This window comes from Enterococcus raffinosus, from assembly GCF_001886185.1.
Taxonomy (GTDB): domain Bacteria; phylum Bacillota; class Bacilli; order Lactobacillales; family Enterococcaceae; genus Enterococcus_A; species Enterococcus_A raffinosus.
This window is the reverse complement of record NZ_JXLA01000026.1, coordinates 18,083-36,200: the sequence shown is the minus strand read 5'-3', so window position 1 is coordinate 36,200 and position 18,118 is coordinate 18,083. Positions and strand designations below refer to the sequence as shown.

Below are 18,118 nucleotides of genomic sequence, written 5' to 3'. Positions count from 1 at the left end.
TCCTATGGTGAAATTAAATGTCAATCCAACCCGGATGGAGCTCACACGATTAAAAAAGCAGTTGACAACTGCGAGCCGTGGACATAAACTTTTAAAGGACAAGCAGGATGAGCTGATGCGGCGTTTTATCCTATTGGTCAAAAAGAATAACAAAATGCGTGCTGAAGTTGAGGAAGAACTGCAGCGGGCAATGAAGAGTTTCTCAGTAGCAGATGCATTATTAAATGATAAGTATATTGAAGAATTGTTAGCTGTTCCTAAAGAGCGTGTATCTCTTGATGTGATCGAAAAAGATGTGATGAGCGTGAAGGTGCCGATAATGAATTTTCAGCACGAATCTGAATTATCAGATGGACCATTGGAATATGGTTTCTTGAATTCCAATGATGACCTCGATCAGAGTATACAAAAATTCACCGAAGTTTTACCAAAGTTATTAGAGTTAACTGAAATTGAAAAAACGTGTCAATTAATGGCAAAAGAAATTGAGAAGACGCGTCGTCGTGTGAATGCACTGGAATATATGACGATTCCACAGTTAGAAGAAACCATCTACTTTATCCAAATGAAGCTGGAAGAAAATGAACGTGCTGAAGTGACTCGAATGATTAAAGTTAAAAATATGGGTACTACTTGAGAAAGTAGTGCCTTTTTTTGAAGGTAGGAATCTATGAATAAAGAAAAACGTTGGCCGTTTAAAATCTACCCTATTCAATTTATTGCTTTGGGTTTCGGAGGAATCATTTTATTTGGGAGTGTATTGTTAACCTTGCCTATGTTCACAAACTCAGGAGAAGGTACTCCGTTTATAGATGCCTTATTTACAGCAACTTCGGCAACTTGTGTTACTGGACTAACGACGTTGACAACCAGTGAACATTGGAATATGGGTGGGCAACTAATCATTTTAGGTCTGATTGAAGTAGGTGGTTTAGGATTTATGATGATGCCTTTTATTTTCTTTGCAGTCATGAAAAGAAAAGTTGGCTTGGTGACACGGATTATTATTAGTGAGTCCTTGAACCTAGATGGTCTTTCTGGCGTGATTAAGCTGATGTACTATATTTTACGTTTTGCAATTGGTTTTCAACTGCTAGGAGCAATCTTATTGGCAGTTGATTTTATTCCTACTTATGGGATTGGAAAAGGCATTTGGTACGCTATTTTTCACTCTATCTCGGCATTTTGTAATGCTGGATTTGATTTATTTGGTGATAGCCTAGTTGGTTTTCAAGGAAATGCGTACGTGTTATTAGTAATTTCGGGATTAATCATTGCTGGTGGACTAGGGTTTATTGTTTGGCAGGATTTGATGGCCTTTCGTAAAACTAAGAAATTAAGTCTTCATAGTAAGTTGGCTTTAACGGTGTCAATTAGTTTGTTAGTTTTCGGAACCATTGTCTTTTACGTTTCTGAATCAGGGGGCCGTTTTATTGTTAATGATACATCGCCAATCAATCGTTTTGCAAATATGCTTTTCATGTCAGTAACGGCCCGGACTGCGGGATATTTTTCTGTTGATTATGGGAATGTCAGTCAAGCGGGTATTTTATTTACAATCGTTTTGATGTTCATTGGCGGAACTTCTGGATCAACAGCAGGAGGGCTAAAAACAACAACATTTGGTGTATTGCTCATTCAAACAATTTCTATGTTGAAGGGACGGGTACACGCAGAAGCGTTTCATCGCACGATTAGACCGTCAGTTGTTTCACGAGCACTTACACTTTTTTTCATTACATTAACCTTATGTATTGCGGTAACAATGGTCATGTCGGTTACAGAAGTACTTCCACGTTTTCGGGGGATTGAGTATTTACTATTTGAGACTTTCTCCGCTTTTGGCACAGTTGGTCTTACAATGGGCTTGACCCCGAGTTTAAGTTTAATGGGAAAACTTTTAATTATTGCCTTAATGTATATTGGTAGAGTCGGTATTTTAACAGTGGGCTTCTCACTGACTATGCGTTTAATGAAGAAAGCGAATGGTGGACATTATAAACTTCCAGAAGAGAGTGTCATAATTGGCTAAAAAAAGTTCATTGGAATTTTCCAATGAACTTTTTTTCATATTAAAGAAAATCAAAAGAGTCCACACTTTTAACAGTGGACTCTCTTGTTGTGTTAACGAATAACTTCGATTTTATAGCCATCTGGATCTGTAATGAAGTAATAAGAAGGATCGGTTCCAGGTAAGCCTTTCATGTCAGTTACATTGAAGCCTTTCGCTTTTTGTTCTTGATGAAGTTTTTCAATATCTTCTGAGCGAATTGCGATATGTCCATAGCCATCACCTAAATCATAAGCGGCATGATCATAATTATAGGTAAGCTCCAACTCGTAGTCATCCCCTGGTAACGTTAGATAAACCAAAGTAAATTTTGAATCTGGAAAATCACGACGGCGGGATTCTTCAAAACCGAATGCTTCTTGATAGAATTTTACTGATGCGTCTAAGTCTTTTACTCGAACACAAGTATGTGCCATTTTCATAGATAAGTATCCTCCTATTAATTAGTAAGTTTATGATAACATAAAAAATCAATTTGCCAGTAATTATGCTCAGTGGTTGTTTATGAGTTTTTTTTAATGTAAACTAACAAGTAAATACATTTTGCAGGAGGACACTAATGATCCCAGTGTTTGGCGTAAAAGAAGCCGAAAAGGACTACCAAGCTCGTTATGCAGCTTATGCGATTTTAATGAATGAGGATGAAAAAATCGCACTTATACAAGCTCCTAATGGTGCTTACTTTTTACCTGGAGGAGAAATCGAAGGAAACGAAACAAAAGAAGAAGCTATCGAGCGTGAAATGATGGAGGAACTAGGTTTTGAAGTGGATCTGTCAGATTATCTAGGACAGGCAGATGAATACTTTTATTCTCGCCATCGTGGAACCTTTTTTTATAATCCAGGTTATTTCTATGCTGCAAAAAACTGGAAGCAAGTTTCTGCACCTTTAGAAGAAGGAAATAACAGTAGTTGGGAGTCTCCGCAAACAGCCATTGAACTACTAAAACGCGGAAGTCACAAATGGGCCGTGAAAGAATGGTTGAAGAAAAAAACTTTCTGAGTGATCAGAAAGTTTTTTCTATTTATTCTATTAACGCGCCATTCCAAATGTGGTTAGCAAATGCTTGATAGTAATCATCGAATAAATCAGAATTTTTACTATCTTGTTGTGTCATTTCTTTTGGATAATAGAAACGAACGTCGCCCTGTCCTTGACCAGTTAACGCTGAGACTAATTGACTTGCCTTTGATAATTCGATTAATGATCCATCTTTTTGCATCAATTCAATCTGTGTTCGATGACTGCCCTTTTCTGGGTGGTAAAGATCATAAGGCAGGTCATAGCTTGAATTGATCGCTGTATAATAACGAGGGTTAAAGCCAGCTTTTTCAACTAATCCTTTCATTTCAGTCAGTAAGGGATTAGCACTAGAATCAACGGTAATCGATTTTAAAGGTTTACGATTTAAAAAACGGTAAGCTAGGTCACTTAAAATTAAGTCTTGTTCCTCCATCCATTGAGCAAAGTAGGTGTTCAAGACACCATCATCCAATTTTAAATAGTCCTCTAAAGAAAAATCTTGCCTTAAAAAAGGAATCAGAAATTGCGAATGGAAGGAAAAAATCTCCGCATCTTCTTGATACAATTCGTGTGCGCGGTCAAGTAGATGCTCTAATAGCACCTCCATCGCGCGTGAGACTGAGTGAAAATATACTTGGACATACATTTGATAGCGGCTGACGATATAGTCCTCAACAGCATGCATCCCATTCATGGAAAAAGCAATACCACCTTCATAAGGACGAATGACACGCAAAATTCGAGTTAAATCAAATGTTCCATATTCAGTTCCTGTATAATAGGCGTCTCTTAATAAATAGTCCATTCGGTCGGCGTCAATTTGACTAGAGATCATTTGAACAACTTGAGGATTCTCGTAAGTTTTAGTGATCACACTTGCAACTTTTTCTGGGAAACCTTCTTCAACATTATTTAAAATTTGAAATACTTCTGTTTCAGGTGAAGTAATGATGGCGACGGTTAATGCTTCGTGATCGGTGTGAAAAATATGCTCAAATGTATGAGAATAAGGGCCATGACCAACATCATGCAGCAATGCAGCACATAGTGCGACTAACCGATGGGAATCGTCCCATCCATCTTTACCATATTTTTCTTTAGAGTAGTTTCGCTGGAAAATATCACAGATTCTGCGCGTGATATCGTAGACTCCTAGTGAATGAGAAAAGCGGCTGTGCTCTGCACCATGAAAAGTGTAGGACGTTGTTCCTAACTGCTTAATACGTCGTAATCTTTGTACCTCTTTTGAATTGATCAAGTCTAGTATTACTTGATGCTGTACATGAATATAATTATGCACCGGATCACGAAATACTTTTTCCAATGGGAGCATTTGATATTTATAAGTCATTGAGTACCTCCTGAATAATCATGTTGCGTTGCCGCATATTTTCAATACGACGTTGATATTCTTCTAATTGGTAAAATTCTGATAGGGAACTTGTTTGGTCACTATAAGGCATTGCTTGTAATAATTCTTTCTTTACTAGATCGATCGATACATCAAATGCTGCTGAGTCATTTAATGTTGTCATGCTTTCAGGCCTAACAGGTGGATAGCCGAGAGCGCCAAACTGCTCCTGTAATCCACTTCTATAATAATCGCGCACCAGCTCGCCTCTGATGTTTTGGTCGCCATCTACACTAAGATACATCATTATTGCCACGCCATCTTTTACACGCCTTTGGGCAATGCCCGCAATTTTTTTTCCATTAATTGAGAGATCATATTTTCCTGGACAATATGAATCTGTAACTTCGCCAACTTCTATCCCTAAGCTTCCAAAACGGGTCTGTCTCAGCCAGTCTACCATTGCTTCGTAGCCATCATCGATTGATAAAGTGGTAACCGTATCTTTTGGCAAAATGAATGAAACATTCAAAATTCCAGAATCACTGACTACACCTAATCCTCCTGCATTGCGCAACAGTAGATGATATTTTTTTTTATGAACCGTTTTTAACGCTTCGTTAAAATGAGTCACGCGACTATCTTTCATCCCTAAGATTAACGTCTGAGGCAACTGCCAAAAATGGATGATTGGCTGATCTTGCTCGCCGCTGAATTCAGTAAACACGTCTGTTAGGGCAAAGGGGGTAAATAAACTATCTTTTGAAAGCATCCCTTGATCAAATAGCAATGCTTTTTTCATCGAATCTTCCTCTCGTTCTATCTTTTCTTCTCTATTATAAACAAAAAAGTGAAAACAAGTAATTTAGCCACTCAAAAAACAGAAGTAGTTGACAAAAAAAGTAAAACCGACAAAAATAAATAGTGGAAGGAGTGGAAGCTCTGTGAAAATTAATGAAGGCATTCCCGCAAAAATAAACGTTCAAACGAAAGTCACTCAAAATAATGAGACGGAAGATTTCGTATTCGACCTCCCTGGTCAAGTGGTTAAAATGGGGGATACCTTGTACATTCGTTATAAGGAAATTCAACCGGATGGACAAGAAATTCCCGTTACGGTAAAAGTTACCCCCGATTCGCAAGTACAATTGATTCGCTCTGGCGAGGCAAGGATGCGGATGCGTTTTGCTTATCGTGAGAAAATGGATACAACGTATAAAACGCCCTTTGGAATCTTTATGATTTCGACTTATGCAAAAAATTTACATGTAAGTTTAAAGGATCGACCGTTCTCAGGAATTATTACAATTGATTATGCATTGTATATGAAAGAAGAAAAAGTTGGGGACTATCACTTAGTACTAGAATTTACTACTTGAGCGTAAGAAAGGTTTGCTTTTTAGCTGTCGATTTTGTATGATAAGGAGTAGACTTTGAAAGGACGTGTCATACTTGGAACTTAGTATTTTTGATGGTTTGAACAAAGATGAATTATCAATGATTGAAGTGGCACACGCAATTCTGGAAGAACGCGCCGATGTAATGGATTTTTCGGATTTAGTGAATCAAATCCAAAACTATCTTGGCAAATCAGACAGTGAAATTCGTGATGCATTAGCCCAATTTTATACCGATTTGAATATTGATGGAAGTTTTATTTCTCTAGGGGATAACCGCTGGGGATTACGCTCATGGTATGCAATCGATTCAATCGATGAAGAAGTGAACCATGGTTTAGAAGATGAAGAAGAAGATAAACCACGTCGCAAAAAACGTAAGAAGGTTAATGCGTTCATTAATGATGATGAAGATGCAATTGACTACAACGATGATGATCCTGAAGACACGGATCTATTGGTTGATGACGACGATGATGAAATCGACGATGACGATGATGATGACGATGACGAAATCGCAGCATACAACTCTGATTTACAAGAAATTGGGGCTGATGCAAGCGAAGATGATGAAGAAGTTGTTCCAGGCGGTATCGAAGATGATTTAAGCGTGATCGACGATGACGACGATGAATTTGATGATGACGAGGAAGACGAAGAATAGATCATTTTGATCTATTCTTTTTTTGTATTTTTTCAATTCATTTTTCACAAGCGCTTCCTTTGGTTCTTTCTTAAGAAAAACGATAGTATAAAACTAGAAAGAAAATTGGAAGGTGATCGTCATGGAAAAAGTACCTGAAATTAAAATCAAATTAACGGATGTCACAGAACGATTGGATGAAGGCTATCTATTATTATCAGAATTGCGGAAAGAAGCTGGTGCGCCAGTTGTCAAAGCAAAATTATTGAACAAAGAAGTCATTGCCGTATATGGAAATGAAGCTGCTCGAAAATTTTATGATCCAAGCAATTTTAAGCGTGAAGGTGCAATGCCAAAGGTTGTTTTGAAAACATTATTTGGAGAAGATGGGGTTCAAACCTTAGATGGTGAGACACACAAAAATAGAAAAACTGTCTTTATGGATTTAATGACGCCAAAAAGAATGGAAGAGTACCATCGGATTTTAGATAAGAATTTATCTGAAAAATTAGATCACCAGCAAGGTGAATTTGAATTGTTCGACTTATCTAAGGATGTATTATTCCGATCAATCTGTGAATGGGCAGGCATTGATTTATCCAAAATGAGCAAAGAAGAAATCGATCAACTCGCTGAATATCAAATTTCAATGATTAGTTCTGCTGTAACTAATCCTGCAACGCATATTAAGGGAATAGAAAATCGCAAAAAATCAGAGAAATGGGCACAGTCACTGATTGAACAAGCAAGGACAACGCCAGTTGCCGGAAAAGAGGATGTAGCACTTTATGCCTTTGCGAATGCAAAGGATGATAATGGCAACCTATTACCTATTGGTGTAGCTGCCGTTGAACTATTAAACGTGATTCGTCCGACTGTGGCTTTGACCGTATGGGTAGCATTAATGGGTCATGCCTTATTTAGCAGACCAGATATTTACCAAAGGCTTCATGCAGAGTTTAATAAATTGCAAGATTCATTTATTCAAGAGATGCGTCGTTATTATCCTTTCTTTCCAATGCTACCTGCCTTTGCTAAACAGGATGTTGAAATTGACGGTTATTTGATTCCTACAGGAAGCTGGGTAGTTTTGGATCTTTATGGAACAAACCATGATAAACGAGCGATTGAAACACCTGAAGTATTTCGTATCTCTCGTTATCTTGGTAAGGAAAAACATATTTCCTATGATGAAGAATATGAGATGATTGCCCAAGGTGGAGGGAAATTTGAAGCCATGCATCGCTGCGCAGGAGAATGGATAACACTGCATACACTGCGGGTCTTTTCTGATCAATTAGTGAATAAGTATCAATTTTCTGTACCAGAACAGGATTGGGAAATTCCAATGAATCAATTTCCAACTTTTCCAAAAAGCAAGGCCGTACTAATCAAGAACTGATCAATAAAACCGCTCAAATAGAATTCTTATTTGAGCGGTTCATTTTAATTATTTCGTTAGTTTAAGGCATTAATAGAATCAAAATTGATAAGTATCCGTTAAAAAAGTATAATGGTCTTTACGGAGATATACTAATGCATTCGAAAAAAAGAAACGACACGTCTCAAAAAGAGAAGTGTCGTAATGTACGCGCCCTGAGGGAATCGAACCCCCGTCTCAAGAACCGGAATCTTACGTGATATCCACTACACTAAGGGCGCAAGCACGAATATTAGTTTAGCATATAATTTTAAAAAAACAAGGGGAAAGTCTATGAAGTTTCAACAAGGTTATTCTCAAAAGCAACAACAAACTCAAAAATTGGCGATGACGCAAGAATTGCAGCAAGCGATTCAAATTTTACAATTTAACACTGAGGAGTTGCAAGACTATGTTGAAACGGTCTCTTTGGAGAATCCGCTATTTGACGTGGTCGCACCAAAAATTCAAAGTGACTTGATGCAGATGCATGGAGGAGCAGTTAAGGAAGAATCGTTCATACAAATTGCCGATCATCCTGTTTCTCTGTTTGAACATTTGATCAACCAAATCCATCTAAATTATCGAGATACCTTTATTCGTGAAATTATGTTAGTTCTAGTCGAGTTCATTGACGTAAATGGCTATTTGAAAGTTGACGAGGAGCGAGTGAAAGAAGAATTAAAAGCGACCGATCTTCAATACCTTGATGCATTGACACTGTTGCAGCAGCTAGATCCGCCAGGAGTAGGTGCTAGGAACTTGCAAGAATGCCTGATGCTTCAGACAGAGCAGGATGACTACGCACCAGATTTAGCATATCTTCTCTTAGAGGAATCGTTTGATGCAATTGCTAAAAGAAAGTTTGAACAAATTGCTAAGTCTTATCAGATTAGTTTAGCGCAGGTACAGAAAATTCTTGATTATATTCGAACGTTAAATCCATTTCCAGGCGCAAGTTTCGGTGGACAGGATTCAAACTTCATTATTCCAGATTTGACATTGGTGAGAAGAGAGAATCAGCTAGTTGTTTTATCGAATAAGCGTGGCCAACTACGTTTGAACTTTCAAGAAAATTATTTTAATCGTTTGAAAGAACAAGCGGATGATGAAACAAAAGCTTATTTAAAAGAAAAGCTACAACAGTTTGAATGGTTAAATAAGACACTTGGGCAACGGAAAGATACCATTCTGGAAGTCGGTAAAATCATCGTTCAGCATCAAGCACATTTTTTTGAAGATAAACAAGGAGCATTAAAACCATTAATGCTGAAAGATGTTGCGAAAGAATTAGATGTTCACGAATCAACGATTAGCCGCACAGTGAACGGGAAATATATCGAAACAGATTTCGGTGTATTTGAACTGCGAAGCTTTTTTGTCAATAAAGTAAATGATGAAGATACTTCTGCAGATGAAGTCAAACAGTTGATTGCTTCATTTGTTGAACAAGAAGATAAACGCAAACCATTATCTGACCAAAAAATTGTAGAATTGCTTGCTGAAAAGGACCAGAAAATCTCTCGGCGTACGGTTGCCAAATATCGAGATGCTTTGAATATCCCAAGCTCATCTAAAAGAAAACGTTTTGATTAAGCCAAGTAAAAAAACTTGGCTTTTTCCTTGCGTAGACGCCTCAAAACTGTTACACTTTGTCATGTAAGAAATCAACAATTTCAAATGAATAATTTGACTTTCTTTCATTTTTTTTATCATTCATGGGTCGCTAAAAGTCTATGAGGGACTACTTAAGTCCAACGGAGGAATTCCTTTGTTAAGTGAATTAAGAGTGCTTGAAGCAATCGCCCCTGATGTGCTAGAGGTTGTAAAAAAAAGATATCGTATTATGCAGAATATTTTTTGGATGCAACCAATCGGTCGAAGAAACTTAGCTGATTCATTAGGACTTACTGAACGGGTATTGCGAAGTGAGACAGATTATCTTAGAGATCAGCGTTTGATTGATGCAACAAAGAGTGGTATGTTGCTAACTGAAAAAGGCGAAGGCTTACTACAACATCTGGAACTATTGATGGAACAGTTTACCGGCATGGATCAGTTAGAAAAGCAACTTGCTACACTATTCAAGATCGAACGTTGTCTGATTGTTTCTGGAAACAGTGATGAACAAGAAAAAGTAATCGGTGAATTTGGCGAGTTGGTAGATGAGGCATTGCAGCGTCAATTACCAGACGGCCGAAATATTATTGCAGTGATGGGCGGAACGACGATGGCAGAAGTAGCCAGACACGTCAGTCCATTAGAAACAACAAAGCGCCATAATCTTTTTGTTCCTGCTCGAGGAGGTATTGGGGAGGCAGTGTCAATCCAAGCTAACTCAGTCAGCGCATTAATGGCAGCGAATGCTCATGGGGAGCATCGCGCGCTATATGTACCGGAACAATTAAGTGAGGAAGCCTACCACACATTGCTGAAAGAACCCTCTATCAGAAGTGTCCTGGCGATGATTAAGGAGGCCAATTGTGTTGTACACAGTATTGGTCGAGCTGTTCATATGGCGGCTAGACGAAAAATGTCAGAAGAGGAGATCGTTCGTCTAAAACAAAAAAATGCTGTTGCAGAATCTTTTGGATACTTTTTTGACGAAAATGGAGAAATCGTCCATAAAGTACCGCGCATTGGCTTATCTTTAGAAGATATTCAAAAGATGCCGACGATTCTCGCAGTTGCTGGTGGAAAAAGCAAAGTAAAAGCCATTACAGCATATATGAAAAATGCTCCAAAACAAACGTGGCTCATCACTGATGAAGCTGCTGCAAACGAGATTTTAAAAGGGATCCCCCCTTTAAAATAAATATATTTTTTGATTCCATAAGGAGGAAATCTTAAATGACAGTAAAAGTTGGAATTAACGGATTTGGACGTATCGGACGCTTAGCATTCCGCCGTATCCAAGATGTAGAAGGATTGGAAGTTGTAGCTATCAACGATTTAACAGACGCTAAAATGTTGGCTCACTTGTTAAAATATGATACAACTCAAGGTCGCTTTAACGGAACTGTTGAAGTTCACGAAGGTTCATTCAACGTGAACGGAAAAGAAGTTAAAGTTCTTGCTAACCGCAACCCAGAAGAATTACCTTGGGGAGAACTAGGAGTAGATATCGTATTAGAATGTACTGGATTCTTCACTTCAAAATCTGCTGCTGAAAAACATTTAACAGCTGGTGCTAAACGCGTTGTTATCTCAGCTCCTGGTGGTAACGATGTTCCAACAATTGTTTACAACACTAACCACGAAACTTTAACTGGTGACGAAACAGTTATCTCTGGTGCTTCATGTACTACTAACTGTTTAGCTCCTATGGCTAAAACTTTAAATGACGAATTTGGTGTTGTTGAAGGATTAATGACAACTATCCATGCTTACACAGGGGACCAAATGACTCTTGATGGACCTCATCCTAAAGGTGACTTCCGTCGTGCACGTGCTGCTGCAGCAAACATCGTGCCTAACTCAACTGGTGCTGCTAAAGCGATCGGTTTAGTTATTCCTGACTTGAACGGTAAATTAGACGGAGCTGCTCAACGTGTTCCTGTTGCAACTGGTTCATTAACTGAATTAGTGACTGTTCTTAACAAAAAAGTGACTGTTGATGAAGTAAATGCAGCGATGAAAGCAGCATCTAACGAATCATTCGGTTACAACACTGACGAAATCGTTTCTTCAGATATCGTAGGTATGACTTACGGATCATTATTTGACGAAACTCAAACTAAAGTTATGACAGTTGGCGACCAACAATTAGTTAAAACTGTTGCTTGGTATGACAATGAAATGTCATACACTGCTCAATTGGTTCGTACTTTAGAATATTTCGCTAAACTATAAGAATTATTTTAAACAACAACATTGTCTGAAAAAAGGCGGGGAAGCAACGCGCTTCTCCGTTTTTTTCGTAAGTTTATCATTGGCTCTTTTCTCGAAAAGAGTTGTATAATAGAAAAGATTTAAAAAAACTATTTGGAGGTTTTCTTTCATGGCAAAAATGACAGTTAAAGATCTTGACTTGAAAGACAAGAAAGTTTTAGTTCGTGTGGACTTCAACGTTCCTGTTAAAGATGGCGTGATTACGGATGACACTCGTATTAAAGCGGCGTTGCCAACAATCAATTACATTTTAGAACAAGGCGGTAAAGCAATTTTGTTCTCTCACCTAGGTCGTGTGAAAACAGAAGAAGATAAAGCAGGCAAATCATTAAAACCTGTAGCTGAACGTTTAAGCGAATTATTAGGTAAAAATGTAACATTTGTACCTGAAACTCGTGGTTCTGAATTGGAAGCGGCAATTGCAGACATGAAAGACGGCGACGTAGTTGTCTTTGAAAACACTCGTTTCGAAGATATTGACGGTAAAAAAGAAAGCGGAAATGACGCTGAACTTGGTAAATACTGGGCTTCATTAGGCGATGTTTTTGTAAATGATGCATTCGGTACTGCTCACCGTGCTCATGCTTCTAACGTAGGTATTGCATCTACTGGAATTCCAACTGTTGCTGGATTCTTAATGGAAAAAGAAATCAAATTCATCGGCGAAGCGGTTGAAGAACCTAAACGTCCTATGATCGCTATTTTAGGTGGAGCGAAAGTTTCTGATAAAATTGGCGTAATTAAAAACTTGATTCCTAAAGCAGACAAAATTTTGATCGGCGGAGGAATGACGTATACATTTTATAAAGCTAAAGGGATGGAAATCGGTAACTCATTAGTAGAAGCTGATAAAGTAGACTTGGCTAAGGAATTGATCGAAGCAGCTGGCGACAAATTAGTTTTACCAGTTGACTCAATCACAGCAGCTGAATTTTCAAACGACGTTCCTACAGAAGAACATACGGGTGATGTTCCTGAAGGACAAATGGGACTTGACATTGGGCCTGAATCAATTGCTTTATTTGCACAAACTTTAGAAGGTGCAAAAACAGTTGTTTGGAACGGACCTATGGGTGTGTTTGAAATGAGCAACTTTGCTCGCGGAACAATCGGTGTTTGCGAAGCAATCGCTAACTTAACAGATGCTACTACAATTATCGGTGGTGGAGATTCTGCAGCTGCAGCTGAACAACTTGGCTTTGCTGACAAATTCACTCACATTTCAACTGGTGGCGGCGCAAGTCTAGAATTATTAGAGGGTAAAGAATTACCTGGTCTTGCAGCAATCAACGATAAATAGTCAGAAAAGCGGTACGAGCTCGTTCAGCTCTCGATCAATAAGGCTAAAATTTTGATAAACTGCTTTTCAAGTTTCTTAAAATTTTTACTTATTACTGAGAAGAGCTAGCTCATAAAGCTAGACAAAAAGAAAAAAGGAGCTATTCTAAATGCGTAAACCAATTATTGCTGGTAACTGGAAAATGAATTTAACTGCCTCAGAAGCAAAAGATTTTGCAGAAGCAGTAAAAAACAACATTCCTGCAAATGATAAAGTAGATTCAGTGATTGGATCACCTGCTTTGTTTTTACAAGAATTAGTTGAAGCAGCAAAAGGCACTGATTTAAAAATCTCTGCTCAAAACTGCTACTGGGAAAATGCTGGAGCATTCACTGGTGAAACTTCACCTGCAGCTTTAGCGGATCTTGGTGTGGACTATGTAATCATCGGCCATTCAGAACGCCGTGAATATTTCCACGAAACAGACGAAGAAATCAACAAAAAAGCCAAAGCAATCTTTGCTAATGGTATGTTGCCAATTCTTTGCTGTGGAGAGTCTTTAGAAACATATGAAGCTGGTAAAACAGCTGAATGGATCGAAGGACAAATCAAAGCTGGACTAGCAGATCTTTCTGCTGAACAAGTTTCAAGCATGGTTATTGCTTATGAACCAATTTGGGCTATTGGTACTGGTAAATCTGCTGATGCACAAATCGCTGACGAAATCTGCGGCGTTGTTCGTTCAACAGTTGAAGGTATTTATGGCAAAGAAGTTTCTGAAGCTGTTCGTATCCAATACGGCGGTTCTGTAAAACCAGAAAACATTGCTGAATATATGGCAAAAGAAAACGTCGATGGTGCTTTAGTTGGCGGAGCGAGCTTGAAAGCTGACTCATTCTTAGCTTTACTTGAAGGCGCAAAATAATTTTTTAACGAAAATTGCAGCTTTTGTTTGCAACTGCCCGCGATTTTCACTAATATTGGTTATAAGGGTTTTATAACCCCTATTTACAAAAACAAATTTTAAAGGAGAGACAAAACATGTCAATTATCTCAGACGTTTACGCACGCGAAGTCCTAGACTCACGTGGTAACCCAACAATCGAAGTAGAAGTTTATACAGAAGACGGCGCATTCGGCCGCGGTATGGTTCCTTCAGGTGCTTCAACAGGTGAATACGAAGCCGTTGAATTACGTGATGGCGACAAAGCTCGTTACGGCGGTAAAGGTGTTACTAAAGCAGTTGATAATGTAAACAACATTATTGCTGAAGCAATCATTGGCTACGACGTACGCGACCAAGCTGCAATCGATGCTGCTATGATCGAACTAGATGGCACTCCTAACAAAGGTAAACTAGGTGCAAATGCTATTCTTGGTGTTTCTATCGCTGTTGCTCGTGCAGCTGCTGACTTCTTAGAAATCCCATTGTACAACTACCTTGGCGGATTCAATACAAAAGTTTTGCCTACTCCTATGATGAATATCATCAATGGTGGATCACATGCTGATAACTCTATCGACTTCCAAGAATTTATGATCATGCCTGTTGGCGCTCCTACATTCAAAGAAGCTTTACGTTATGGTGCAGAAGTATTCCACGCTTTAGCTTCAATCTTAAAAGCTAAAGGCCTTGCTACTTCAGTTGGTGACGAAGGTGGATTCGCTCCTAACCTTGGTTCTAATGAAGAAGGTTTTGAAGTAATTATCGAAGCTATTGAAAAAGCTGGCTATGTACCTGGTAAAGATATCGTTCTTGCTATGGACGCTGCTTCTTCAGAATTCTACGATAAAGAAAAAGGTGTTTACGTTTTAGCTGATTCAGGCGAAGGCGAAAAAACAACTGAAGAAATGATCGCATTCTACGAAGAATTAGTTGCGAAATACCCAATCATCTCAATCGAAGACGGCTTAGACGAAAACGACTGGGAAGGTACTAAGAAATTAACTGAAGCTTTAGGTGATAAAGTTCAATTAGTTGGTGATGACTTGTTCGTTACAAACACTGAAAAATTAGCTAAAGCAATTGATTTAGGTGTTGCTAACTCAATCCTTATCAAAGTTAACCAAATCGGTACTTTAACAGAAACTTTCAATGCTATTGAAATGGCCAAAGAAGCTGGCTACACTGCAGTTGTATCTCACCGTTCTGGTGAAACAGAAGATTCAACAATCTCTGATATCGCTGTTGCAACAAACGCTGGTCAAATCAAAACTGGTTCTCTTTCACGTACTGACCGTATTGCTAAATACAATCAATTATTACGTATCGAAGACCAATTGGGTGATGTTGCAGAATACAAAGGAATCAAATCTTTCTACAACTTAAAAAACAATCCATTCATCGGTAAATAATTAGCGTTGAACAAACGAATAAAGAATTAAGGCTGTGGTGCTTTTGTACCATGGCCTTTTTTTACGAAGAGATTTCTAAAAATAGTGAGACAGACTCCTTTGCGTTATTCTTTATATGAGATTTTTATTACTGAGTAACAAAACCAAGAATATATTTCTTAGCAAGTTTTCTTTTGTTATAATTGAATTACTAAGGATAATAGAAATAATCAATTTAATGATGCAAAAGAGATAAGGGAGTTATTCTACACTAAGCTTTGGAGGGATTCATGAAAAAGATTGTTGGACTAGCGGTTGTTACTGTGAGTATTTTTTTGTTGGCGGGGTGTAATGCAGATAAAGAGCAAAAGAGAGTGTCTAGTATTTCAGAGTCCTCTTCTGAAGAAAAAAAGAAACTTGAAATTATTAGTTTCAAAACATTCGAAACCGATGAACTAGGTAAAGCAATTATCACTGGTACGACTGATCCAAATGCGACAGTTTCTGTGGATGATCAAAAGGAAATTGCGGATGAACATGGTCTGTTTCGTATCGAGTACCAATTGACCGAACCAAAAACGAAAGAACTGACGTTGACTTCGAAAGTAAACGGAGTAGAGGCGGAAAAGAAGATTAAGATAGAGCCGTCTAAGAGTTATTTGCGCTTTGAAGAATCCTCGACTTCCAGTGAAGTGGCGGTACCACAACCGTCTAGTGAAACGAATCAGTCGGCAGCACCGGCAACTCCGGAGGCGTCAGCTGAACAGCCTCAAAAGGATGATCAGGTTGGTAAGGTGTTGGTAAGCCCTAGCGGAGCAGCTGTCACGGTTCTTCGCGTCTTGCCAAACGGTGAACGAGTGATTAGCGAAGAAACTTCTCAAGCAGATCTGAATAACGATGGAATCTTGACGTTTGAAGAGTTGTCTCAGGCTGAGAATGATTTAAATAGGCAAACAGAAGAAATAAGACGCAAACAACTAGAAGAAATGGAATAGTGACGGATCAAATTAGTCAGAAATAAAGAGCTGCGAGAAACTTTCTCACAGCTCTTTTGACTGTTTTAGTATGCTTGATGCAGTGCATGAAGTGCATGTGCAACGGTAGGATGCTGGATGGGACGATGGACTTGTTTATCCCATAATTGCTGGAACTGTTTTTCCACCTCAGGCTGCATCGAAGTAAAAATCAATTTTTGATTGTTTAATGCAGCAACTGAGAAATAATCGGCAAAGGTGTCTTGTGCAGTCAAATCGATACTTGGAACACCGCGAAGTGAAAAGATGATCCCTTCCTTGCCGACGGCTTGATCCAGTTCTCTTTTCAGCTGATTTGCTGACATAAAGAACAATGGACCGGTGATGTAGATGACTGCCCAATTAGAGCCAACCTCAGAATGTGGCAGATCCATTCTTGTCCAATCAATTTCTTCGGAGATAATAGAAATACGCGAACTTTTGACGATAAAGAAAATACAGCCGCAGATGACACCAATGACGATTGCGATACTCAAATCGAAAATGATCGTGCTTAGCATAGTTACTATGAATAGAAGGATCGCTGCCCGATTTTTCTGCTTGAACATTGTTCTAATGGTCGTCCATTCGTGCATCCGCCAGCTTGTAATAAGTAGAACACTGGCAAGAGCAGCCATTGGGATTTGCGACATGATCGGTGCAAAAATAATCATCGACAAAAATAGGAAGAGTGCATGAAAAATTCCGGCTAACCGTGTCTGCGCACCCGATTTTATTGCCACACTGGTTCTTGCGATCGCAGCGGTTGCCGGGATCCCTCCAAAGAAAGGCAGAAGCATATTTCCGATTCCTTGAGCGATCAATTCTTGATTGCTGTCGAGATCTTTTCCGGTCATGCGTCCGGCAGAGGCTCCGCAGAGTAAGCTTTCTATCATACCCAGCATTGCAATGCTAATCGCAGGTAAAAATAATTGCTTTACTAATGAGAGATTAAGGGTTGCTAGATGAAGACGTTCGCTAGTAAGTAGTGACGTGGGAATTTTGCCAACTTTTGCGACTGGCAGATTAAAAATAATAGAAGCAAAAGTTGCTAGAATAATTGCGACCAGTGAAGCTGGTAAGACCTGATTCCATTTTTTGGGATAAAAGATTAACAATAATAAAACGATTATACCTAAAATCAGTGTAGGAAAATCTGGGAAAAAACCGGATCGGTAGCTGATCAGTTTTGATAGAGCACTCTCGCCGCTAGATGTTGTGCCGAAGAAGTTATCAATCTGTCCTAAAGCAATGATGATGGCGATCCCGGAAGTAAACCCTGTAATTACAGGTGATGGAATGAAGGAAGTGAGACTTCCAAGCTTAAACAATCCAGCTATCAGTAATAGGATGCCGGCGATGAAGGTGGCGACTAAGACACCCGCTAGCCCGTGCGAGGCGATAATCCCAGTTAAGATGGCGGCCATTGCCCCAGTTGGACCAGAAATCTGATAAAATCCGCCTGAAAGAGTGCCGATAACGAGGCCTGCAATAATAGCCGTAATCATTCCAGCTGCGGCATCGGCTCCACTGGAAACACCAAAAGCCAAAGCTAAGGGTAATGCCACAGCAGCAACAGTCAGACCTGATAATAAATCCTTTTGAAGTTTTCTCTTAGAGTAATGGCGAAACTCCTGTTGTAACAAATTCGTATAACGCTTGATCACAAAACACTCCTTTTTTTGAAAATACCAC

Annotated in this window: 17 protein-coding genes and 1 tRNA gene; 13 read left to right on the top strand and 5 right to left on the bottom strand. The window is 38.9% G+C overall.

Translation table 11 applies throughout. The features are described 5' to 3' along the window. Positions 1-4 precede the first annotated feature (4 nt). Positions 5-637, top strand: a complete 633-nt coding sequence (locus tag RV13_RS13935) for a V-type ATP synthase subunit D (RefSeq protein WP_010744509.1) — start codon at positions 5-7, stop codon at positions 635-637. A gap of 33 nt (positions 638-670) precedes the next feature. Beyond that, a complete protein-coding gene (locus RV13_RS13930) occupies positions 671-2,032 on the top strand; it encodes a TrkH family potassium uptake protein (protein ID WP_010744510.1) in 1,362 nt (453 codons plus the stop codon). A gap of 92 nt (positions 2,033-2,124) precedes the next feature. On the opposite strand, the gene gloA is transcribed toward RV13_RS13930, so the two are convergent. Next, positions 2,125-2,493 carry a lactoylglutathione lyase gene (gloA, locus tag RV13_RS13925; protein WP_010744511.1) on the bottom strand — a complete coding sequence of 123 codons (369 nt, stop codon included), beginning with the start codon at positions 2,491-2,493 and terminating at the stop codon, positions 2,125-2,127. A 137-nt stretch (positions 2,494-2,630) separates the two neighbouring features. On the opposite strand from gloA, the gene RV13_RS13920 reads away from it, so the two are divergent. Further along, positions 2,631-3,074, top strand: a complete 444-nt coding sequence (locus RV13_RS13920; RefSeq protein ID WP_010744512.1) for an NUDIX hydrolase — start codon at positions 2,631-2,633, stop codon at positions 3,072-3,074. Between the two features lie 22 nt (positions 3,075-3,096). On the opposite strand, the gene RV13_RS13915 is transcribed toward RV13_RS13920, so the two are convergent. Next, positions 3,097-4,446, bottom strand: coding sequence for an HD domain-containing protein (locus RV13_RS13915; protein WP_010744513.1), 1,350 nt, complete (start codon positions 4,444-4,446; stop codon positions 3,097-3,099). Then, positions 4,436-5,248, bottom strand: coding sequence for a lipoate--protein ligase family protein (locus RV13_RS13910; RefSeq protein ID WP_010744514.1), 813 nt, complete (start codon positions 5,246-5,248; stop codon positions 4,436-4,438). Before RV13_RS13910 ends, RV13_RS13915 begins: the two co-directional genes overlap by 11 nt. Before the next feature lie 142 nt (positions 5,249-5,390). Between RV13_RS13910 and RV13_RS13905 the strand changes: the two genes are divergently transcribed. From RV13_RS13905 to RV13_RS13895, 3 genes are all read left to right on the top strand, one after another. Then, a complete protein-coding gene (locus RV13_RS13905) occupies positions 5,391-5,825 on the top strand; it encodes a YwiB family protein (protein ID WP_010744515.1) in 435 nt (144 codons plus the stop codon). A gap of 73 nt (positions 5,826-5,898) precedes the next feature. Next, on the top strand, positions 5,899-6,507 hold the full coding sequence (rpoE, locus tag RV13_RS13900) for a DNA-directed RNA polymerase subunit delta (RefSeq protein ID WP_010744516.1): 609 nt from the start codon (positions 5,899-5,901) through the stop codon (positions 6,505-6,507). A gap of 121 nt (positions 6,508-6,628) precedes the next feature. Further along, positions 6,629-7,888 carry a cytochrome P450 gene (locus RV13_RS13895; protein WP_028020543.1) on the top strand — a complete coding sequence of 420 codons (1,260 nt, stop codon included), beginning with the start codon at positions 6,629-6,631 and terminating at the stop codon, positions 7,886-7,888. A 188-nt stretch (positions 7,889-8,076) separates the two neighbouring features. On the opposite strand, the gene RV13_RS13890 is transcribed toward RV13_RS13895, so the two are convergent. Then, positions 8,077-8,148, bottom strand: a tRNA-Arg gene (locus RV13_RS13890). A 52-nt stretch (positions 8,149-8,200) separates the two neighbouring features. On the opposite strand from RV13_RS13890, the gene rpoN reads away from it, so the two are divergent. From rpoN to RV13_RS13855, 7 genes are all read left to right on the top strand, one after another. After that, positions 8,201-9,502, top strand: a complete 1,302-nt coding sequence (gene rpoN / locus RV13_RS13885; protein WP_010744518.1) for an RNA polymerase factor sigma-54 — start codon at positions 8,201-8,203, stop codon at positions 9,500-9,502. A gap of 175 nt (positions 9,503-9,677) precedes the next feature. Next, a complete protein-coding gene (locus RV13_RS13880) occupies positions 9,678-10,721 on the top strand; it encodes a sugar-binding transcriptional regulator (protein WP_010744519.1) in 1,044 nt (347 codons plus the stop codon). Between the two features lie 35 nt (positions 10,722-10,756). After that, positions 10,757-11,758 carry a type I glyceraldehyde-3-phosphate dehydrogenase gene (gene gap, locus RV13_RS13875; RefSeq protein WP_010744520.1) on the top strand — a complete coding sequence of 334 codons (1,002 nt, stop codon included), beginning with the start codon at positions 10,757-10,759 and terminating at the stop codon, positions 11,756-11,758. A 148-nt stretch (positions 11,759-11,906) separates the two neighbouring features. Beyond that, a complete protein-coding gene (locus tag RV13_RS13870; protein WP_010744521.1) occupies positions 11,907-13,097 on the top strand; it encodes a phosphoglycerate kinase in 1,191 nt (396 codons plus the stop codon). A 148-nt stretch (positions 13,098-13,245) separates the two neighbouring features. Further along, a complete protein-coding gene (gene tpiA / locus RV13_RS13865) occupies positions 13,246-14,001 on the top strand; it encodes a triose-phosphate isomerase (RefSeq protein WP_010744522.1) in 756 nt (251 codons plus the stop codon). A gap of 116 nt (positions 14,002-14,117) precedes the next feature. Then, positions 14,118-15,431: a phosphopyruvate hydratase gene (eno, locus tag RV13_RS13860; RefSeq protein ID WP_010744523.1), complete on the top strand. Its 1,314-nt coding sequence runs from the start codon at positions 14,118-14,120 to the stop codon at positions 15,429-15,431. Positions 15,432-15,700: 269 nt separating this feature from the next. Beyond that, positions 15,701-16,405: a hypothetical protein gene (locus RV13_RS13855; protein ID WP_010744524.1), complete on the top strand. Its 705-nt coding sequence runs from the start codon at positions 15,701-15,703 to the stop codon at positions 16,403-16,405. A gap of 65 nt (positions 16,406-16,470) precedes the next feature. Here the strand turns inward: RV13_RS13855 and RV13_RS13850 are convergent, their stop codons facing one another. After that, the gene (locus RV13_RS13850) at positions 16,471-18,090 is read right to left on the bottom strand and encodes a SulP family inorganic anion transporter (RefSeq protein WP_010744525.1); all 1,620 of its coding nucleotides are present in this window, start codon (positions 18,088-18,090) and stop codon (positions 16,471-16,473) included. Positions 18,091-18,118: the final 28 nt, after the last annotated feature.